At 38.9% G+C, this 22,354-nt stretch carries 18 protein-coding genes and 2 riboswitches; of the genes, 3 read left to right on the top strand and 15 right to left on the bottom strand.

Features of this window, described 5'->3' with window-relative positions; genetic code table 11:
* Positions 1–68: 68 nt before the first annotated feature.
* The 11 genes from UFO1_RS02120 to mutY form a co-directional block, all read right to left on the bottom strand.
* Positions 69–1,469 carry an anion permease gene (locus UFO1_RS02120; RefSeq protein WP_038667338.1) on the bottom strand — a complete coding sequence of 467 codons (1,401 nt, stop codon included), beginning with the start codon at positions 1,467–1,469 and terminating at the stop codon, positions 69–71.
* 139 nt (positions 1,470–1,608) lie between these two features.
* A complete protein-coding gene (hrpB, locus tag UFO1_RS02115) occupies positions 1,609–4,128 on the bottom strand; it encodes an ATP-dependent helicase HrpB (protein WP_038667335.1) in 2,520 nt (839 codons plus the stop codon).
* Positions 4,125–5,174: a DUF2157 domain-containing protein gene (locus UFO1_RS02110; RefSeq protein WP_236639315.1), complete on the bottom strand. Its 1,050-nt coding sequence runs from the start codon at positions 5,172–5,174 to the stop codon at positions 4,125–4,127. The genes hrpB and UFO1_RS02110 overlap by 4 nt, the downstream gene beginning before the upstream one ends.
* A gap of 42 nt (positions 5,175–5,216) precedes the next feature.
* On the bottom strand, positions 5,217–6,497 hold the full coding sequence (locus tag UFO1_RS02105) for an ATP-binding protein (RefSeq protein WP_038667329.1): 1,281 nt from the start codon (positions 6,495–6,497) through the stop codon (positions 5,217–5,219).
* 165 nt (positions 6,498–6,662) lie between these two features.
* A complete protein-coding gene (locus tag UFO1_RS02100; protein WP_038667326.1) occupies positions 6,663–7,337 on the bottom strand; it encodes a response regulator in 675 nt (224 codons plus the stop codon).
* A complete protein-coding gene (locus UFO1_RS02095) occupies positions 7,324–8,940 on the bottom strand; it encodes a sensor histidine kinase (RefSeq protein WP_236639314.1) in 1,617 nt (538 codons plus the stop codon). Before UFO1_RS02095 ends, UFO1_RS02100 begins: the two co-directional genes overlap by 14 nt.
* Before the next feature lie 74 nt (positions 8,941–9,014).
* On the bottom strand, positions 9,015–10,556 hold the full coding sequence (gene citF, locus UFO1_RS02090; RefSeq protein WP_038667323.1) for a citrate lyase subunit alpha: 1,542 nt from the start codon (positions 10,554–10,556) through the stop codon (positions 9,015–9,017).
* Complete coding sequence (locus tag UFO1_RS02085) at positions 10,549–11,442, bottom strand: aldolase/citrate lyase family protein (RefSeq protein WP_038667320.1); 894 nt, start codon at positions 11,440–11,442, stop codon at positions 10,549–10,551. The genes citF and UFO1_RS02085 overlap by 8 nt, the downstream gene beginning before the upstream one ends.
* 53 nt (positions 11,443–11,495) lie before the next feature.
* Entirely contained in the window at positions 11,496–11,774 is a 279-nt protein-coding gene (citD, locus tag UFO1_RS02080; protein WP_038667318.1) for a citrate lyase acyl carrier protein, read from the bottom strand.
* 164 nt (positions 11,775–11,938) lie between these two features.
* Positions 11,939–12,436, bottom strand: coding sequence for a peptide-methionine (S)-S-oxide reductase MsrA (gene msrA / locus UFO1_RS02075; RefSeq protein WP_038667316.1), 498 nt, complete (start codon positions 12,434–12,436; stop codon positions 11,939–11,941).
* A gap of 134 nt (positions 12,437–12,570) precedes the next feature.
* The gene (gene mutY / locus UFO1_RS02070; protein ID WP_051788792.1) at positions 12,571–13,650 is read right to left on the bottom strand and encodes an A/G-specific adenine glycosylase; all 1,080 of its coding nucleotides are present in this window, start codon (positions 13,648–13,650) and stop codon (positions 12,571–12,573) included.
* Between the two features lie 241 nt (positions 13,651–13,891).
* On the opposite strand from mutY, the gene UFO1_RS02065 reads away from it, so the two are divergent.
* Together UFO1_RS02065 and nfsA are read left to right on the top strand one after the other, a co-directional pair.
* Positions 13,892–14,575, top strand: a complete 684-nt coding sequence (locus UFO1_RS02065; RefSeq protein ID WP_038667313.1) for an HAD family hydrolase — start codon at positions 13,892–13,894, stop codon at positions 14,573–14,575.
* Between the two features lie 69 nt (positions 14,576–14,644).
* Positions 14,645–15,382 (top strand): oxygen-insensitive NADPH nitroreductase, encoded by a 738-nt coding sequence (gene nfsA / locus UFO1_RS02060; protein WP_038667310.1) that lies wholly within the window; start codon positions 14,645–14,647, stop codon positions 15,380–15,382.
* A gap of 374 nt (positions 15,383–15,756) precedes the next feature.
* Here the strand turns inward: nfsA and UFO1_RS02055 are convergent, their stop codons facing one another.
* The 4 genes from UFO1_RS02055 to UFO1_RS02040 form a co-directional block, all read right to left on the bottom strand.
* Entirely contained in the window at positions 15,757–16,326 is a 570-nt protein-coding gene (locus UFO1_RS02055) for a nitroreductase family protein (RefSeq protein WP_038667307.1), read from the bottom strand.
* 74 nt (positions 16,327–16,400) lie between these two features.
* Positions 16,401–17,675 (bottom strand): Nramp family divalent metal transporter, encoded by a 1,275-nt coding sequence (locus UFO1_RS02050; RefSeq protein ID WP_038667305.1) that lies wholly within the window; start codon positions 17,673–17,675, stop codon positions 16,401–16,403.
* A 2-nt stretch (positions 17,676–17,677) separates the two neighbouring features.
* Positions 17,678–18,967: a magnesium transporter gene (locus tag UFO1_RS02045; protein ID WP_038667301.1), complete on the bottom strand. Its 1,290-nt coding sequence runs from the start codon at positions 18,965–18,967 to the stop codon at positions 17,678–17,680.
* A 209-nt stretch (positions 18,968–19,176) separates the two neighbouring features.
* Positions 19,177–19,348: riboswitch (M-box (ykoK) riboswitch) on the bottom strand.
* A gap of 131 nt (positions 19,349–19,479) precedes the next feature.
* Positions 19,480–19,656: riboswitch (M-box (ykoK) riboswitch) on the bottom strand.
* A 299-nt stretch (positions 19,657–19,955) separates the two neighbouring features.
* On the bottom strand, positions 19,956–20,900 hold the full coding sequence (locus UFO1_RS02040; RefSeq protein WP_038667298.1) for a DMT family transporter: 945 nt from the start codon (positions 20,898–20,900) through the stop codon (positions 19,956–19,958).
* 259 nt (positions 20,901–21,159) lie between these two features.
* Here UFO1_RS02040 and UFO1_RS02035 point away from each other — a divergent pair, with 259 nt between their 5' ends.
* Positions 21,160–22,314: a glycerophosphodiester phosphodiesterase gene (locus UFO1_RS02035; protein ID WP_051788791.1), complete on the top strand. Its 1,155-nt coding sequence runs from the start codon at positions 21,160–21,162 to the stop codon at positions 22,312–22,314.
* Positions 22,315–22,354 lie beyond the last annotated feature (40 nt).

Here is a 22,354-nt window from a genome sequence, read left to right as displayed (position 1 = left end):
CTTAACTTATCGTTTAAGTGGCTTCTTTACTATGCATCGCATCATTATCTTTATATTCTAATTCAATTTTACCAATACCCAAGAATTTTCCACCATACACCACCGACACCGACCCAAATAATAATATGCAGGATCGATACAACAAAACCAAGTTTCCACCAAGTTTTTTGATCAACATAACCTGCACCAAAATAAACGGGTGACGGACCTGAGCCAAAATGAGTTAAGCATCCACAAATATTTGAAGCCATGGCTACAACAAATGCTGAAATAAAAGGCGGTGCACCTGCTGCAACCCCAAGAGTAATCAAAGCTCCATACATAGATGTAATATGAGCTGACATACTAGCGAAGAAATAATGACTATATAAGTAAATGGCAAAAGACAATACAATAGCCGTAATCATGCTGACCCCTACCATTTGATTCTCTAGTATCTTGGCAAACCAGGGAATAAAACCTGTTTTATTTAAGTAATCTGACATTAAAATAACACTACCTACCCACACTAGGGTATCCCATGCTTTTGTTTCTTTGATCACATGATCCCATGTAAGAACTTTGGTCATAAGCAGCACACAAAGTCCCATAAAGGCAATCAAGGTACCATTAAGTTTGGTAAATTCAGCGGTTGCCCATAACACAAGCAAACCAATGAATACAGCCAACATAATTTTTTCGCCTTTTGAGATAGGACCCATTTCTTGTAATACTTTATTGGCCATTTCTTTTGCTTCCGGAGTGTTTTTAATTTCTGGCGGATAAATTTTATAAAGTACATACGGAATTGCAATAAGGGCTACAACGCCTGGAACAACTGCTGCTATGAACCAACTCATCCATGTGATATCAACATTTAAAATCTTTTTGGCCAATTCGGCAGCAATGGGATTGCCTACCATGGCCGTCAAAAACATAGCTGATACAACAAAGTCAATGTGGAATACAGATGTCATTAGAAAAGCACCGATTCTTCTAGAGGACGTCCCTGGATGAGAATCAAAAGCTTGGCACAAACTGGCCACAATAGGGAAAACCAGCCCCCCCGACCTAGCCGAGTTAGAAGGGATCGCTGGTCCAATAATTACATCACTAATCACTAAAGAATATACTAACTTCAGACTGCTATCACCAAATGATCGCATAACTAAGTAAGCAATACGTTTACCTAGGCCCGTAATAATAAATGCCCGCGCAAGAATAAATGCAGAAACAATTAACCATACAGTAGAGCCACTAAAAGCTGTTAATACTTCTGTAAATTTTATGGTATTCGTCAATGCTACCATTACCATAGCAATTAGGGCTACAGAACCCGCCTCGATAGGTTGCAAAATAAAACCAACCACTGTACCCATGAAGATGGAGAATAAATGCCAAGCTTGAGGTTTTAAGCCTGCAGGTACAGGTATAAACCATAGCGCTATTACAAGCCCAACTGTCAATAAAGCTGCAATTTTTTTATTCAAAATAACACTCCTACCTTTACATTTTTCGAAAATTCATGTTAATACTAGCATGAATTCCAGGTAGGAAGAACCTTTTGTTCCTTTTGGTCATTTTGTTCAAAACAGACATGAACAAATCTCATCTAAGCAAACTTAATGTTCAATTATCTTTTTTTAAATGAACATGAGTGCGGTGAGTTGGCATCGCTTGTAGAGGATCTTCAGGCCAGGCGTGTTTCGGATAACGTCCCATTAAATCCTTTTTCACTTCGAAATAAGCATTTTTCCAAAAACTTGCAAGGTCTTGGGTAATTTGAATGGGGCGATGAGCAGGTGATAGCAGGTGAAGCGTAAGGGCTACCTTACCTTGCCCGATTCGAGGGGTTTCTTCTAAACCAAACATTTCTTGCAAACGCACAGCTAGCACAGGAATAGAAGTCTGGCTGTAATCAATAGGTATACGTTGACCACTCGGAACAGCAATATGTGTTGGGGCCCAATTATCAAGCTGCTGCCCTTGCTCCCAAGTGAGCATCGATCTAAGTACTAATACTAAATTTAGCCCTTCAATCCGATTTGGATTGGCCTTACCATATAGATAAGGTCCTAACCAATCCTCTAAGGTAGCTAGTAAAGCTTCCTCTGATACATTCGGCCAGTTAGGCTGGCAGGAATGCATAAACGCAAGCCGTTGGCGGAGTTGTAAGGCGGCCTTTGTCCATGGAAGAATTTTCAGTCCTTCTTCTCGAATTCCTTCTAATAAAGCTGTTGCTAACTTTGCTGGATCACAACCTACAATCGGAGTATTTTCTAGAATCAAGGCACCGAGTTTCTCATAGCGCCTTGCTCTCACTATCTGCGCTTCGTGATCCCAGCTAATATCTTCTTGAACCTCAATCTGTTCGTTAAAATACTGACGTATTTCTTTCACATCAATCGAACTTCCGAGAAAAATACGATTATCCCGCTGCTGATCTCCCCCTAACTCGGCTGCCACCAAGTAGGGCTCTTGCGCTAAAGATTGGGGACCAATAAACGTAGCCCCACGACCATTTCGTAAGAGAAATCTTCCATCTCCTCTCCCTTGACCGATTCGGTCTGGATAAGCAAAAGCCAGTAAGACTCCGCAAGCACTAATATCATCAGTATCCTCATCTGAAATGGAAAATAGCTGAGTCCAATGACGAATTTCAACCTGAATTCGCTGATAGAGTTTAGAATCAATTTTATACCCTGAAGGACCAACAATTCCCGCTTTCTTTCCACCATGCAGTACCTCAATACGTAAACGCAAATCAGCATCAGGCATACTTTTATCATTTTGGAATAAATCCCTTTGACTGAGTAATGCAGCAATCTCACAAGCTAATTTCCCATATCCTAAGGATTTGCCCTTCAAAATCATATGACTTAGGCGAGGATGAATTCCCACCTCAGCTATTTGTTGACCATGGGCAGTAATACGCCCTGTACTCGATAAAGCACCTAATTGTTGTAATAACTCCCTCGCTTGCGCAATAGCTCCCTTAGGCGGCGGATCAAGCCACAATAACTCCTCTGGATCTTCTATACCCCATAAGGCAAGTTCCAAAGCTAAAGCTGTAAGATCTGCCTCCAAAATTTCTGGCGTGTTTCCCGCCCTGTGAGTTAAGTCTTCTTGAGGCGTCCATAATCGGTAACAAATACCTGAAGTTAAACGCCCTGCCCGTCCACGCCGTTGATCAGCAGCAGCCCGACTGACCTTTACCGTTTCTAAATGGGTCATTCCTGTACCTGGCGAAAAGCGAGATACCCGCATCAGACCACTATCAATAACAATCCCTACTCCTTGTACCGTAATACTCGTTTCAGCAATAGAAGTAGCTAATACTACTTTTCGTTTTCCAGCGGGTGCTGGTAATAAAGCTACATCTTGTTCTTCTTGTGGTAAGGTACCATAAAGCTTATATATAAATACCTCATTCTCATTTACCATTGCCAAAAGCTGAGACTCTACTCTACGAATTTCCCTTACACCTGGCAAAAAAACTAATATATCTCCTTGTTCAGCTAAAAGAACCTCTTGCACTTTGCGAACAACAGCTAGCTCTATATGTCCCTCAATAGGACGCTTATTATAATACGTCTCTACAGGATATGATTTTCCTTCACTGATAACGACGGGTGCATCTCCAAGGATGGAAGATACTGGAGTAGTATCTAACGTCGCCGACATCACCAAAAGTTTTAATTCTTCTCGCAGCAGTGCCTGGGACTGCAAACACAATGCTAATCCCAGATCTGCATGTATACTTCGTTCATGAAACTCATCAAAAATTACAATACCGACATTTTCAAGAGAAGGATCCCTATGTAATAGACGAGTCAAAATTCCTTCTGTAATTACCTCGATTCGAGTCTTCGGACCAACACAAGTATCTAGCCGAACTCGGTAACCGACAGTTTCTCCTACTTGCTCTCCTAACAAGGCCGCTATATAACGAGCAGCTGATCGAGCCGCTAAACGGCGGGGTTCTAATAGTAAAATTCGTTGCCCCGAAAGCCAGGGCTCATCTAATAAAGCCAAGGGAATCCGTGTAGTTTTCCCTGCTCCTGGTGGCGCCACGAGAACAATATTTTTAGAAGTGCTTAATTTTGTCTGTAATTCAAGTAAAATATCTTCGATGGGTAATTTTTTCATTCTGGCAAAAACCGCCTAATTTTTTCTGGTACCCTTCCCCTGAGGAAGGCCTGTATTTTATCTTGCTTTTTATTATAAATAACACCAAGATAAATAATTCCAATTCCAACAAAGCTTAAAATAAAGGGAAACCACACGGAATCGTTAAACACACGATAAGCTAAATGTCCAATATACCCATTCACGCCTATTGTACCAAATACAAGGAAAACCTTACGTCGTAATAATATCCCCAATACTAGTAAACCAAGGTTAATCAAACAATAGGCAATCCTAGACCATTCATTATTGCTATCAAGAAAAGTAAGTCCGGACCAAAAAGCTAATGTTCCAAATAAATATCCCCAAAAAGCATAGTCTCCTTGATAAATCTTCCTCTGGCAGCGATAGTCAACAAGCATAGAGATGACTATCATTGTCAAACCAAAAAACAAGGACACCCAGCGGGTAATAACCCAATTATGCTCCACCCCAAATAAAAGTGGCGTTATATCCATTGATAAAAAGTATAAGATAATATATAAAGGTGCAGTTAGCAAAGGAAATGAAAAAAATCGTAAGGCAATACAAGCACTAGCAATGGTTCCCACTTCTATGAAGCACCAGCCACCACGAATCCAATGATAAAAGCTGCGATAATTACCAGGCTCAGAATGAGGCCACCACCCTAGAGCCCGCTCTAAACCAAAAATAGCCAACGGCGTCATACATACTGCCATGACAATCAGTAAGCCTGCCGCAACCCTGAGCCCCTTCTTTTCCCATAGCATCTTTCCTATGCCAGTGAAACAAACTGCATAAAGTACTGCAATGGAAAAAATCCCCATACCACCAAATTGATTCCAAGTATTATTCATAAACCAACCCATGGCTGAAATAACTAGAAGGGCACCAAAATAATAGGCTAAGTGGGAAAGTTGAAATTTCGGCTCATTAATCTGCCGTTCATCCCATAACTTCCATAATTTATCTCCCTGTTCCTGTGAGATAATGTTTTCCTCTATAGCTTGTTTTATTTCTTTACGAGTGATCTCCAAGATAAACACCTCCTAAAAGTTAAGCTCTACCCGATAACCTATTGGTTTGCTCTATGTATATTTCTTTGCACCTGCTATAATACTTCGGCAAAATACTGATTTAATCGACTCAATCGCCATTAATGCTTTTACAGGGGGAGATTTCTCGATGACGGAAGCAATTCGCCCCAAGGCACGATGGCTGAAACGGGAAGGATCATCAAAGATAAAATGAGATAGCTTCCCCCGCTCGATAGCCATAGCAATCATTCGATCAAAGGTTGTTTCTGGTACAAGCACTCGTTTTTCCCGAGGTTTCATTTGAATGCAGCCAAATTTACAGGTAGTTACACAAACACCACAACCTAAGCATAAATCTTCTTCGTAGACCGCCTTTTTATGCTTATTTGTTTGCTGCCCTTTTACCAAACTAATTACTCCTAGTGGGCAAGCTTTTACACATGAATTACAGCCTATACATTTCTGATTATTGATTTGGACTACCCAATTGGAAGTAACTACGGCGTGACCCATGTTGAAATTTTTCATAGACTGTAGCATCCCACAGCAACAGCCGCAACAGTTACAAAGAAATCCTACATTTTTTTGTACATTGTCAGCAATTTGTACTAAGCCAGCAGTTTTACATTGTTCTAGAATCATCATAGAAACAGCTGTTGTAATTGGCTCAGCCATTCCTTTTTTGATTAATAACTCTGCGCTGTTACCAAATGTCATACAGGTCTTTTGCGGGGCGCTGCAACTTTTCCCCAGATGACTGGCCTTATGACGACAGGCACATAAAGATAAACCAATGGTTTTTGCAGAGGTAATCACTAAGCTTGCTTTCTCCCAATCTAGAACCTCAGTATAATCATCTTCAAATATTGCTTCTTCACGAACTAAGGATCTCCCTAATTGGGTGCTCTCTTCGAATATACTATGAGCAAAACGATCATCTTGAAACATATATTGATCAAAAAGCTCTGCGAGCTCCTTCATCGGTAATTCATCGCGCGTTCGCATAAAAATAAATTCAAAAAACCCAATCACGACAGGCGCTAAGACTACATAACATTCTCCCTTGTATTCTAAATCAAAAACTAAACCTCGCTCTGCCATAATTGTTATTTTATACTTTAATGATTCTACTGGAATACCAAGCTTACATGCTAAAACTGTAAGAGAAGTAGGACGCAGAGGAATTTGCCTGGCAAGCTCAGCTTCTTCTGTAGAAAATAATAGTTTTAGTATTGCAATAAACACTGGCGAATAGGGTGCTCCGGTTATATTATAGTCCAAGCGTTGTTGCAACAAACGATATTCTCGGTCACTATTACCAATGTGCCCCATTTTGTATCCCCTCTTCTTGCCCGAATAGTACCCTAACTATATCAAAAAGACGGCTGCTTTGAAAGTCTCAAAGCAGCCGTCTTTTTGATATTATCTCTCTAACATTTTTTATACAAAACCAGCTATCCTTCCAATCGGAAACCATCAGTCTATACCTGCATTATATTATCTCATTTTGAACCGATGAATCGGTCTTCCTACAGGCATATATTCAAGCAGCATTTGAAGTTTACCTTCAACTACTAGATAATCTAAATAACGCCTAGCAGTCACTCTAGAAATTCCTACTTGGCCTGCTACATCATCAGCGGATAAAGCTTCTGATTGACAACTTAGTAAATCAATAACGGAATCCAATGTCTGCCCATGCATATTCTTAGGCAAATGAGAGCTAGCCTTTGCCATTTTCGCGGAAAAAAACTTATCAAGTTCTACCTGACTAAAGCTATCTTGTTCTACTATCTTACTATTAAAATCTCGGTATGCCTCTAATGTATTACGATAACGATCAAATTTGAATGGTTTTATAATATAATCAATTACCCCCGAGCGCATAACCTTACTAATCATATCGCTATCATTCGCTGCCGTAATTAAAATAACATCCACTTCTATATCTCGTTTTCGTAGTGAGGCTAATACACCCATACCGTCAACTTCTGGCATATAAATATCGAGTATGATTAAATCAGGATGCAGCTTATTCGCCATGTCTATTGCCTTTGTACCATTATCGGCAATACCAACTACCGTAAAACCATCCACTGCCTCCGTAAACCTTTTATTAATATCAGCAACCATTGGATCGTCTTCTACAATCAATACTTTAATTTTCTTCATATCTGTCACCTTTACTATTATACGGAATCCACACCTTAAATTCCACGCCGCCTGCTGGTAAGTTCGAATGGGAGACTACTCCATTATTTAGAAGCACCTTTTCTGATACTAAGGCCAAGCCATACCCTCTATTACTGCCTTTACCTGAAATCCCCCGTACATAGATGCTATCTCCTAGTTCTTCATCAATCCATGCCCCAGAGTTTTGTACAGTTATTTGAACTCCTGCCTTTTTCTCTTTAATGCAAAGTAATATCTTCTTAGTCTTAGCAATCGTTACAGCTTCTGTAGCATTTTCAATTAGATTACCTAATATAATCACCATATCTCCACTAGTAAGCTGACCCGGTAAGGTCTGCATAGTTGTATCCGGCGTTATCACAAATTGGATACCTAGTTCTCTAGCGCGGCTCATCTTCCCTACTAACAGGCCAAAGGTAACAGCATCTTTAATATTATAGCGCATTTTTTCAAATTCACTCTGGTTATTCGCATAACTTTCAATAATTAAATCGACGGCTTGTTCATATGATCCCAGTTGAATAAGTCCTGCAACTGCGTGTAACTTATTTTTAAACTCATGAGTTTGTGCCCGTAAAACATCTACAAAACGATGTACTCCCGTCATTTCTTCTGCTAAGCGGGATATTTCTGTACGATCCCGAAAGGTAATTACCGCCCCTACTACAACACCTTCTACGATAGTCGGAATAATATTAGATAAAATGATAATATCATTCACCCGCTGCTCATGATCATATAATGCTGTACCTGTTCCGATTACAAAATCTAAGCGAAGCTGGGTAATAAACTTTGTAATTGGTTCCCCATAAATTTCTTCAGCTTTTCGCCCAATAATTGCTACCGCTTCATTGTTAATGACTCGTACATGTCCCTTGACGTCAACTGCTACTACCCCTTCCCGTATAGCATGCAATGTGGCCTCATTTTCTCTCAGTAGGGTAGCTATTTCGTAGGGTTCCAAACCATAGATCGCTTTTTTTATATTCTTTGCAACGAGAACAGATCCAATAATACTGAGCACTAAGGCTACTAGTAGCGCATAAAAAACATTCTGAGCGCCCTCTAAAAACATATGGTAAATATCATCAACATAAAAACCAACAGATACAAAACCAATCTGCTTAGTCGCATCATTTATCGAAAAGATTGGTATGTTTGCCCTTAGAGAGGGGGCCAAGCTCCCTTTAGCAATATAGACATACTCTTGTCCGCCTAAAACTGGATCACGATATAGATTTGACAAAGGCGTACCTACATTACTTGAAGTCGGATGGGATAAACGAATCTGTTCCATATTTGATATTACAATAAAGGCTGCACCCGTTTTAATACGTATTTCTTCTGCAATAGGTTGCAACACTTCTGATGGATGATTATCAATAATGTTTCTTTTGACTTCCGGCATTTGTGCAATAGATCTTCCTATAGCTAATGCGCGTTCGCCAACATTCTCCTGAACGCCTTGATAAATATGTTGTGTAACAAGTGCACCAGCCATCATCAAGGCCAAACAAACCATTCCCACCGTCAATAACATAATTTTATATTGCAGTGATATACTAAACTTTTTTTTACACAAAAAAAACCACCCCATGACTGCATAACATTCCACATACATTACCGTGTTCCTGCCTGCATAGGGTGGTTTCCATTTTATACTGGTTTTCGGATCACATCAAGTATCGTACCGTCACGATACTCTACCACACCTACAATATCATCAGTTACAGGAATGGCTTCAGGTTTCCCAGTTAAACTATAAGCAATATGCTGTAATTCTTCAATGGACATTAAAGGAATATTGGCTTCCTTTAAGTTTTCAAGAACATCTTTACGGTTTGGATTGACAGCAACCCCCCGCTCAGTAACAATAACATCTACCGTTTCACCAGGCGTTACAATAGTGTGTACCCGGTCAAGAACCATCGGCAAACGACCACGAAGGAGTGGTGCTACTACAATTGAAAGACCTGCACCAGCTGCTGTATCACAATGACCACCAGAAGCCCCCATAATAACACCATTGGAATTAGTAATAACATTTACGTTAAAGTCAACATCTACTTCTGTCGCACTTAAAATAACTACATCTAGCTTATTGACAATCGGTCCTCTGTTATGAGGATTCGCATAATAAGATGCTGACATTTCCAAGTGATTCGGATTATTTCGCAAAGAATCGATAGAAGGTATATCAAAATCCTGCACATCAAACAGTGTCTTAAATAATCCTTGTTCTAGCATATCAATGAAAGGAGCTGTAATACCGCCAACCCCAAAGCTGCCGACTATACCTTGCTCTATCATCTTTTCTTTAATAAATTGAGCGGTTGCAAGAGAAGCACCACCACTACCTAATTGCAAAGAATAATCATTTTTAAAATATCCTGAATACTCAATTACACTAGCCGCATATTCAGCAATAATAAGTTCTTTAGGATCTCTACTAATACGTAGTGCACCCGAGGCAATCCCCTTAGGATCACCAATGGCATCGACTTCCACAATGTAATCCACATTGGTCTGAGGAATGCTAATTGGAAATAAAGGATGAGGTACTAAATGATCTGTAATAGCGACAACCTGATCTGCATAGGTCGCATCACACATCGCATAACCCATGGAACCACATGCTGACTTGCCTTCAATACCATTAATATTGCCATAGGTATCACAAGCTGGAGCGCCAATGAAAGCAACGTCAATAGCAAGTTCTCCACTTTCAATAGCTCTAGCACGTCCGCCATGAGAACGAATGAGTACTGGCTTTTTCAAATACTTTCCTGATGTAAACAATTCTCCTAGCTTACCACGACCACCACTCGTTTCAATAGCGGTAATAACGCCTTGTTCAATAAAAGGAATAATTGCATCATGGGTACTTGTAAGAGAACTAGCAGCTAACGTGATATCCTTAATGCCTTTACGAGCGATGGCTTCTACAACCATATTTAATACATAGTCACCGTTACGGAAGTGATGGTGAAAAGAAATGGTCATACCGCTTTTTAGACCAGTAGCTTCAATAGCTTGGTCAATGGATTTTACTATTTTTTCCGAACGAGGCTTATTGACTGTGATTTTAGGCCCTACAACCCTTCCTGTAGGAACAGCACCAAATGCACCATTATACAATTTGACTTCTTTAAAACCTGGTATTACTAAAGGAATATCTCTACCTGCTTTATTAATCATTTGTCGAACCCCCTTTTCGTAAACCAAGAGCCCTTGCATAGCCAATGACTCTCTCGGCACGAGTGACTACTGGAACATCGATCATTTTTCCGTTTAATGCGATAACTCCTGAGTTCTTTGCTTTTGCTTCTTCATAGGCTGCAAGAACTCGTTCAGCTAAGTCGATTTCCTTTTCAGTGGGAGCAAATATTTTGTAAAGCATTTTAATTTGTCTTGGATTAATAACAGACTTACCATCAAACCCCATCTCTTTAATGCGAGTCGTTTCTGCAATGAAGGCTTCATCGTCATTCACATTAGTAAAAACTGTATCAATGGCCTGCACCCCAGCAGCACGAGCTGCAAGTATTATCTGGGATCTTGCACCAAATAGTTCACTACCGTGAGAACTTCTAGTGGTTTTTAAGTCAGCAAGAAAATCTTCGGCGCCGAGGGCAAGTGCTACCATCCGAGGGCTAGCAGAACAAATTTCGTAAGCTTTCATTAGGCCTTTTGCTGTTTCAATAGCAGCCATCATTTTAATGGAACCATGGGCAAAACCATTTTTCTCTTCTGCTTCTGAAATTATTTCATCAATTATCTTAATTTCTTCTGCCGTTTCCGCCTTTGGCAGACGAATCAAATCTGGCTTAGCAGGCAAAATAACGGCTAAATCATCTTTACCATAAGGTGTCGTAATATGATTAATCCGTACAGCAACCTCACAAGGATACTTTACTGTTTTAATTACATTATGCACCAATTGCCTTGCAGCATCTTTTTCACTAATTAATACAGAATCTTCTACGTCAAAAATAACCGTATCTGCTCTATAAATACCAGCATTCTGTAACATGCCTGGATTATTGCCTGGTACAAACATCATAGCTCTACGCAATTTTTCCATAATAACCCCTCCTCATCCCGTGTGAAAATTTAAAACTCTCTTGTAAAATAATCTTATACAGCTTTTACTTTACTTCTAGCAATTGCAGTTAAAACTCTTGCTTCTATTGTGCAGTCTAATGCACCCCTATCATTAGCATGAATGGTTACATCTGACAATCCTTGTTCACGCGCCAAGCTTGTAATAAACTCCTCGATATGACGCCCATATTGTTTGATTACGGGACTTGTCAACTGAAGAATTATACCGCTACCACTCTCAGCAGGAGATACAGTAACCAAAATATCACTAGATTCTAACGTTCCAGCTTGTCCAGTTCCAACTATAGTCATTCTTAAACCTCCATCTAATATTGCTATCCTTTACCTTACTACATACTGGCCTGATCAGCCATGCAGCAAACTAGCTTTCCTTCTTCCATTAAAACATTAAATATTCAGTCAGAGAAGGTTTTGTTCATTTCGGTCATTATGGTCTTAAATAAGTCTTTTCCTTGTTACTTTTTTTCTTCTGGCTTTGCCAGCATTAAATTCACATGACAATATCCACCAGGAGTTTTTTGTAAATACTCCTGATGATAATCCTCTGCCAAATGAAAATTTCTAACAGGTTCTACTTCTACAACGATAGGTTCTTTGTAAGAAGTCTGCTTATCTTTGATAAAGTCGATAATAACTTCTTTATCTCCTGCATCTGAATAATATACTCCACTGCGATATTGAGACCCCTCATCTGGTCCCTGACGGTTTAGAGTGACAGGATTAATGATTCGGAAAAAATGCTCTAGTACTTTCTCCAAGGATAGTGATTCTTCATCATAAGTTAATTCACAGACCTCTGTATATCTAGTCATTCCTGAACACACTTGTTTATAGGTTGGGTTTGCCGTGTTCCCCTGTCCATAACCAACTCTTGTAGTTATCACTCCTTTAAGCTGCGTAAAATAAGCTTCCACACCCCAAAAACATCCCCCTGCAAGCCAAATCTTTTTCATGAAAATCCCTCCCTTTCCTTACAAATTCTTAATCTTCATTTAAAAAAATTCCTGCCTTCCAAGCCAAAGCTTGTAGATACAAATAGAATAAAATATCTTTTCCCTTTTAGGGAAATCATATCTTTCATCAATGACTATTCTTCATTACTCAAAAAATCAAAATCAATATTCCCTAACAAATAAGCCTCCATTTTTCGATGGGGTCCCGCAAAGGAGAGATTATTCCAATCTCGGCGATGTACCCATTTAAGTCGTCTTCCCAAAGGTATCTCTTTTCCTGGTGTAATAACACAGTAGTAAAAAGAAATATCCCATTGCCGATGACTAAAAGTATGATTACATTGTAATAACAATCTTTCTGATTGGATTTCTTGACCAGTCTCTTCTAATAGCGTCTGACGAAATGTATCCATCACTTCTTCATTTTCAATCTCCACACTAGGAAATTCCCACATCCCAGCCAAAAGTCCCTTATTCGGTCTTTGGTGGAGCAGAAATTTCTCTCCATTACGAATGACTCCAGCTATGATCTTGACTGGCTTTGGCGGAGCTTTTTTCTTTTTTATTGGTAATTCTCCTTCTAATCCCCTAGCCCTTGCTAAACAAAAACTCTCTAACGGGCACAAATTACAACGAGGTGTTTTGGGTATGCAAATAGTTGCTCCCAAATCCATCAGAGCTTGGTTAAAGTCTCCTGGATGTTCTTCTGGCATTTCCCTTTCCACCAAGCTTTTAATTTTACGTTTCCCCACGAGGGAAGCAATATCATCTTCTATACAATATAATCGGCTAAATACACGAAGAACATTCCCATCAATAGCTGTTTCTTTTTTATCATAGGCAATACTCAAAATAGCCCCAGCAGTATAATCACCAACACCTGTAAGGCTTATCACCTCTGCTCTGGTATTAGGCACCTGCCCTCCATACGATTCACTTACTTCCCGCACACCTTGTAGAAGGTTTCGCGCCCGTGAATAATATCCAAGCCCTTGCCAATAACGAACCACCTCTTCCTCCTCGGCAACTGCCAAGCTTTCTAAGGTTGGAAATCGTCCTACCCATCTTTCAAAGTAATTTTTAACTGCCTCTACCCTTGTTTGTTGCAGCATGACCTCCGAAACCCAAACCTTATAAGGATCTTTATCTTTGCGCCATGGTAAATCTCTTTTACAACCTTGATACCATGTCAATAAAATATCAGCTATTCCCATTACAATGCTCCCTATTTTTCAACAAATTATCTATAAATTTACTATATCATATATCGAGCTAATTCTTTTACATAAGTTTTAATAAAATGCCTACTTTATAAGAAATGTATGGCAATCCTATACTATAGAGATTCTCATACATTTTAATACAAAAGTCGAATATAACAAGGATATTTCGCTACCAATATCTAATTATACTAATCGCGGATAAATGCAGTTATATGCAAGGGAGGCACATACTATGAAAATTTTATTTTGGGATATTGATGGAACTTTATTGAAAACAGCCAAAGCCGGCTTATATGCGTTTGAAGAAGCAGTTGCTGAAATGTTTAGCACTACATTCGATTTTACTACAATCAAAACAGCTGGCATGACTGATTATTATATCTCCCATCAAGTAATCCTTCTTGCTACTGGTTGTGAACCCTCTGTCCATGAAGTTTGTAAGCTAATGAGTCTTTATGAAAAAATATTACCCCGCCATTTGGCAAGCAGACAAGGACACCTTACTCCATCCGTAAAAGATATTTTAACCCATTTACACCACAGACAAGACTATGTCTCTCTACTCCTTACAGGTAATACGGAATTTGGCGCTAAAGCCAAACTTAGCCATTATGAACTTGATGGCTTTTTTAACTTTTCATCCAGCGCCTTTTGTGGAACCTGCTTTTACCGCACTGAAATATCTAATCAGGCCCGCACCATCGTCAACGATCGTTATCCAACTGTAACCTCTGACCAAATCTATGTTATCGGCGATACTCCCAATGATATTGACTGCGGTAAGGCCATCGGGGCAAAAACGATTGCAGTTGCGACTGGCATGTACTCTCTAGAAGAACTGCAGGACCATTCCCCCTGGTGGGCTGTATCTACCTTGCCATCCCCCACCGAATTTGAACAGCATTTACAGAAATAGACCCCATTTTTGTTATTGCGACCACACAGATCCATTCTACAATTATATTCATTTTTAGGAGGTCCCACCATGCATCATGTAATAGAATTGTTAAAAAACCATGTATCTGTACGGAAGTTTAAAGACCAGCCTGTCGATGACCAGTTATTACAAGAAATTATTGAAGCAGGCCAACATGCCTCTACTTCCAACCACATCCAAGCCTATACGATTATTAGAGTCAAGGATAAAGGCAAGAGACGAGCCTTAGCAAAGTTAGCAGGAAATCAATCTTATGTTGAAGAATGCCCCGTATTTTTGGTATTCTGTGCTGATTTAAACAGGCTTGGCAGAGCCTGTAAAATGAATAACAAGAAGTTTGAAAGTGGCTATACAGAAAATTTTATTCTAGCAACTGTAGACACAAGTTTGGCAGCACAGAACATTATGACAGCCGCAGAATCAGTTGGTTTAGGCGGCGTGTATATTGGTGCCTTACGAAATAATCCTGAAGATGTTTGTTATTTATTAAATATTCCCCATAATGTATATCCTGTATTTGGTATGTGTCTTGGTTATCCTGAAGTAAAAAATAGCATTAAACCGCGTTTGCCTTTATCTTTAGTCTTTAAGGAAGATAGCTATACCCTAGAAGGCGACGAAGAAATCTTAAAAAATTACGATGCTAGTATACGGGATTACTATATCGAAAGAACAAATGGTGTAAGAAGCAACACGTGGACAGAAGGAATGTCAAGTTTTTTGAAAGATAAACAAAGACCCCACATGAAAGAATTCTTAAAAAATAAGGGCTTTGAAATGATATAATTATATAGAACTCACTATAGACTGTTAATATCAGAAATCAACTGTTATAGTCTTTAGTATTTTTACCTATCTATAATCCATAAAAAGGGTCTGTGCTGAAACTATCGTTTAGCACAGACCCTTTCTGCTTCTAATAACTTAATCTATCCGATGACTAAACCGCTCTAAGACTCCCATCTTCATCTCGTTAACAGTCTGTAATTCCCTGCCCTTGACGGTCAGGGAAACAGGCTGTAAACTCGAAATAAGTTCGCTCTAAGGGTCTCCGGACCCAAGGCTCACTTATATAAGTGGGAGTTAAGAGCGGCTAAGTCCCTGGATAAGTGCGACTAAGATTTAGATGGAGTTAAAACTCCATCTGAATCAAGTCTTCTTTATAACGTTAAAACTACATCTTTCATCTTACGCTTCGGCACATGATGCTCTTGCCTTTCATCACGCCAGTATTTTATATCTTCACCTTCTTCAATTTCTTCAATGATAACTACTTCTTTCGGTTTACCTAAAGCCAAAACCAGTAAGATTTCATATTGATCTGGAATATGTAGCGCCGTCTGTAATTCATCACGCTTAATGCTTTGGATCATACACCCACCTAAATCCATCGAGCGTGCACCTAGCAAAATACTTTGGGCTGCAATTCCATGATCTACGCCACTTGTGCCAATCTTCTTATCTTGAAGAATAATAATGTAACCGGAAGGCCTCTCCCCTTCTTTAGGTCCGGACCAATCTTTTAGGTATCCAGCCCATAATAAATGAGGGAAAATGATTTGATTTTTCTCTTTATCGCTAGAGATAATGTATTTCAATGGCTGTTTGTTAGCTCCCGAAGCAGATAACCTACCATAATTCACAAGTTCAAGCAATCTGCCCTCGGATATGCTATGTTCTTCATAAAAACGACGATAAGATCGATTGGAAACAACTAAATCATAAAACATTTTTTCTATTCCTCCTGCGTTTATATTTGCCATCCATTTGCATAGATAGGTTAGCAGCTCCTAATATAATTTCTTTATAACCCGAAATATCCCATCACCGCATCCATAAGTTCAGGCATCAGCGTAGTAGCTAATAAAAGTAAGGTTAATAGAATCAATACAAGAGTAAACGCCCAAGAAACCATATTGTACCAAGGAGCATTCACATAGCCGCCCATAATATTTTTATTACTAGCAATAAGAACCATAAAAATAAGAATCGGAGGTAATAACATACCATTTACTACTTGAGAGGTAATCATTACTTGATAGAGAGACAAATCCGGCCATAGTACTAATCCTGCACCAATCACAATTAAAGCGGTATATAAGCTAAAAAAAGCAGGAGCTTCTTTATAGGTTTTACTAACGCCACGTTCAAAACCTAAAGCCTCACAAACAGCATAAGCGGTACTCAGTGGTAAAATAAAGGCTGCCAGCATAGAAGCTCCTAATAGACCAAAGGAGAACAGCATGCTTGCATACTCACCAGCTAATGGCTTCAATGCCATTGCCGCATCTTTCACCGTTTCAATAGAAATTTGATTCGTAAATAAGGTAGCTGCTGTTGCTACGATGATAAAGAAGGCAATCAACCAAGTAAAAAAAGCCCCAAACATAACATCCCAGAAAGTATATTTATAGTCTTCAGCAGTAATTCCTTTATCGACAACGGATGCTTGAACATAAAACTGACCCCAGGGTGTAATGGTAGTGCCAATTACACCAATGGCCATGATTAAATAATCCGCCTTAGGAGAAAATGAAGGAGTAACAGAAGCAATTAAAACCTCTCCCCACGGAGGATTTACGATAAAGCCTGAAACCACATAACTAAAGAAGGTGGCACACAATACAAGAAAGATCTTTTCTATCTTCCCATAATCCGCTTTAAGAACTAACCACCAGACGAGTATCGCCATCGTAGGCACCGCTATATATTTACTAACACCAAAAATTTCAAAACTAGTAGCAATACCGGAAAACTCAGAAGCCGTAGTACCAATATTAGCAACCAACAGTACGCTCATCGCAAAAAACGTCCACTTAACACCAAACAACTCTCGAATTAAATCGGACAAACCACGTCCTGTAACAGCCCCCGTCCGCGCTGATATTTCTTGAGCAATCGCTAAACAAATGCTGCTGATCAACACAACAAATAATAACCCATACCCATACTTTGCTCCCGCAGCAGCATAAGTAGCAATACCACCTGCATCATTATCGGCAAAGGCTGTAACAATTCCAGGTCCCATTACTGCCATGAATAGTCCTAATCTTTTGCGCATATCTTTTATCATAACCATTTTTATCGCCCCCGTCCTGCCATCTTACTCAATGCAAACCAGGAGTATGTGTCCAGTTTGCCACGCTCTGGCATTAGAATATCAAGAATATCATCTACCGTTACAATTCCTAGCATAACATCATTTTCATTCACAACGGGTACTGCAAGTAAACTATATTTGTTTATTACCTCTGCCACACGTTGGTAATTATCTTCATCTTTTACTACAGCAACTTTCGTGTGCATTAAAGCTTCTAATGTAGTATGAGGTGCAGCTACAATTAGCTCCCGCAAGGAAAGAACCCCCTGAAGATGTTCATCATCGTTCATAACATATAGATAATAAATCGTTTCTGCCGTTGGCGACAATTCTCGTAATTGATTGATTGCTTCTTCTGCTGTAATTTGTGACGAAAAAGAGATAAATTCATTCGTCATCAAGGCCCCAGCAGTACCTTGCTCATATTGCATGAGTTCCCTTACATCCTCAGCATCATCAGTTTCCATTAAGCTAAGTAATCCTTCAGATTTCTCCGTAGGCAACTCTGCTAGAATATCAGCTGCTTCATCTGGTGGCATCTCTTCTAAAATATCAGAAGCTCGTTGGGCATCCATTTGTTCAATAATTTCCACCTGTGTATCCAGGTTCATTTCTGCTAACGTATCAATGGTCTGCTGTACATCTAAACTATCCATGAAGTTTGCCCGGCGTTTATAATCCATCTCTTCGATTAAATCAGCAATATCAGCAGGGTGCAATTCTGTCAATTGCTGTTTTACACGATTTAACTGCAGATTGGAATTCCAACTTTCCAAGGGTTTGATATATTCTAAAACTAACCAATTTTGTTTAAACTTCTTGAATAAAAATTCCAACCCTAAACGCCTAAATAAGCCACGCACTCCAATATCGACCGCTAGTAATACCATGAGTTGCCGTTCTTCTTGTACCACCCATGATAAAATAATGTCATTTACCCTTACCATTTTTGAGCCCTTTAGATCAATAATCTGTTTATCCAATAACCATTTACTGGCATAAATATCATTATCATGTAAAGGAATTGTTTGTTCTGGCGAAAACGTCCCCACAAGCTTTACCCTATGCCCTTCGTAAAGTTCAACGAGATCAATGGGGATTAGATTGTGTATTTTTTTTGCATATTTAATACCAATTACCCGTGGATAAACCCCATCCCAACGTACTGCTATATCTTTAATCCGGCCAATATTATTGCCCGTTACATCATCAATCGGCTGACCGATTAGTTGGCTGAAATAAAATTCGCCTAACATTTTCACTTCATTCATATTCTATTCCTCCTTCTTTTGTCGGAGTCCGTCCGCTTTACATAAGATGGACAGACAATTCTTATATGCACTTTGGATTTTTATGCTGCCACTGGGACCGGAATCCATAAAACCACCTCCATTATTATTTCAATAAGCAAACAGGAATATAAAAAGACCTCTTATCGTCTATAAGAAGGTCTTTCATGTCACCATGATGCTATTACTACGACCTTCCCCAATCGTTGAGCTTTGGCACTGCATAACGTAGAGGTCAAAACAACCTCAGCCATCTTAAGTAAAACCTTAATTCGGTAATACCTGTTCTACCCATTGGCGTCTTTCGACGTTTCCGGGCAATGGCCTATGTTCATACAGGAGCCTCACCTAACGAAGAAGTTCCATATTATATAATTCTAAGTACCTGTTGCCCTATTATTCTATGCAGTACCACGGTCGTATTCTTTACTAAATAAAAAAATAGATAAAGCCCCCCTTGCCGGAAGGCTTAATAAGCGAACTAAATACATTCACACCTTCCTCACTCGTACGAGTTTTGGCACTGCATAACGTAGAGTACAAACCCAAATCACTCAGCCACCTTAAGTAAAACCTTAATCCGGTAGTACCTGTTCTACCCATTGGCGTCTCTCGACATTTCCGGGCAGTGGCCTATGTTTATGCAGGAGCCTCACCTAACGAAGAATTATTATTATACTATGAGATTACTACCTTTATAGAAATGTGTCAATACCTATTTGACTTTTCGTCAAATCTTTAAATCGGCTATTAATATGATTCTATAACTAGTAGATGTTCAACAAATGCAATTATCCCCGTCAAGCTCCCTATATGTCTATATTTATCTATTTATCTATATAATATGCACTCAATCTCCAATCAGCGATAAAAAAATGCTTGCTGTAAATTAGCAAGCATTCTTTACTGTTAAAACCAACCCTATTAGATTTTAGAGATAACAATGTGCATACCTTCATTTTGAAAAAAGTTATTGTAGCTCCTGTTGGCTTTTTTGGCAAGAGTATGCAAGGTCGAGTTCATTTTGCTTTTCTTTTGATTGTCTAATATTTTGAAGTTGCGATAGGAGCATACCCACTAGCATAATAATACATCCCAGCAGTTCTCGCCTTCCTAGCGTTTCATTTAAAATCATCCACCCACCAATGGTTGCAAACACAGTTTCCATGCTGAGGATAATTGCTGCATGGGATGGTTGTGCATTTTTTTGACCAACTACTTGCAAGGTATAAGCAATACCAACAGAACAAATACCACCATAAAGTATTGGCATTAGTGCTTGACTGAGAGTATTGATGCTGATAGTTTCTATGAAGAAAGCAGTTATTAAACTCATCACGGAACAGGTAACAAATTGAAAAAAGGATAATTTTAATACATCCACTTTTCGCGAAAAGTGATCAATTACTAAAATATGAACAGCCCAGAATAAAGCCCCTACAAGTTCAAGAAATTCTCCATAAGAAATAGAGAAACTATCTTTAACACAGAGCAGATATAACCCAGCAACAGCAATAACTGAACCAAGCCAAGTACTCATGCTAACATATTGTTTTAAAAATATCCCTACCAAAGGCACAAGCACAATATATAGACAAGTAATAAAGGCTGCTTTTCCTGCTGTAGTATATACCAAGCCAATTTGTTGCAAAGACGCGCCCATAAAAAGGACTGCACCAGCAAGAAGACCAGCTCCCATCACATGTTTTAAACTTTGCTCTTTATTGCCTTTATCCTGAGGATTTTTATTGAAAAAAAACATAAGCGGCACTAGGGAAAGACTTCCTAATGCAAATCTAACACCATTAAAAGTAAAAGGACCTACATATTCCATTCCTACTCTCTGGGCTACAAAAGCAAAGCCCCATATCGCTGCAGCTAACAAAAGTAACAAATTTGATTTAAGAACACTCATTAACAATACCCTCTTTACTTAAATTGTTTTTTCTTAAGATACAATTTAACACATTAAATGGAGTCCGTCAAAATTTCCCTATTTAATTAACCAATTAATGATGTAAAAGTCATTCTCTTAAGTACTATTACTTAATTTAAAATTATATGAAAAATTTACAAAAACAAAACATGTTAATAACAATCCATACGATTCTTTCGTTTATACTTAAACCATTATATTCCATTTTAGGATAAATAAAATTCAGGAGAGTGTTTTAATGAACTTCACAAACATTTCTTGGACACATTTTCTTGCAGCAGGCGCGACCCTTGCAGTACTAACATTTGCTATCAATCTAATTGACATCCCACAAGTAGAGGCTAAAGCCAATCCTCAGATATTTGATTTAGAGGCACATCGCGGTGGACGTGACGCTCGCCCAGAAAACACCCTTGTTTCTTTCGCTTATGCCTTAGAACTCGGTGTAACAACCCTAGAAATGGATATGCAACTAACTAAAGATGATCAAATCGTAATCAGTCATAATCCTATTATGAATGCAAATTTGACGAAAGGTCCAGATGGCAATTATGTAAAAGCAGGTCAGTATGATATTCGCAAAATGACGCTAAAAGAAATAAAACAATTTGATGTTGGTACGATGAATCCTAACGCTGGTGATTATTATGAAAGCCATGGCAAAACCCAATTATCTGTACCTGGAACAAAAATCCCCACCTTGGAAGAAGTTTTTGAATTAGCCAATTCTTATGGCAACGATAAAATCTATTTTAATTTAGAAACAAAATCTTATGCAGATCCTGCTGATCCAAATCATGCAAACAATGCTGATCCAGAAAAATTTGTAAAGAAATTTTATGAAATCGTAAAAAAATATCATATGGAAGATCGGGTATTCTTACAATCGTTTGATTGGCGAACATTAAAAATTATGCATAACATTGATCCTACGATTACACTGGTAGCATTAAGCTCAGAACAACCCTCTTGGGGCTACGTAGATGGATGCTATCTTAAAATTGGTGACAAAAATGCTTCTCCCTGGTTGGCAGGTCTAAATATTAATGATTACCATGGCGACTATGTAAAAGCAGCAAAAGCAATTGGTGCTGATGTCGTATCTCCCTACTGGGAAGAGCTCTCCCCACAGTTAGTTAGTGAAGCTCACGAATTAGGTATGAAGGTTGTTCCCTGGACTGTAAATAGTCCTAAATCTATGAATATGTTAATTGATATGGGCGTAGATGGTATTATTTCCGATAAGCCTTGGATTCTCCGTGATCTACTCATCAAAAGAGATATCTCTGTGGCTGAACCTACTATTAATAGCAATAGCCCTTACCATATCGGCACTAACATTATCGATGTAGAAACCAAAAAATTATCTAAAGGTGGAGATTCTGCAGAGTAATAACATGTAAAAATTACATTCTACATATCGTACACTAAGG

This window comes from Pelosinus sp. UFO1, from assembly GCF_000725345.1.
Taxonomy (GTDB): domain Bacteria; phylum Bacillota; class Negativicutes; order DSM-13327; family DSM-13327; genus Pelosinus.
The sequence above is the reverse complement of the archived record's forward strand: the minus strand, read 5'-3'. Positions and strand labels throughout refer to the sequence as shown.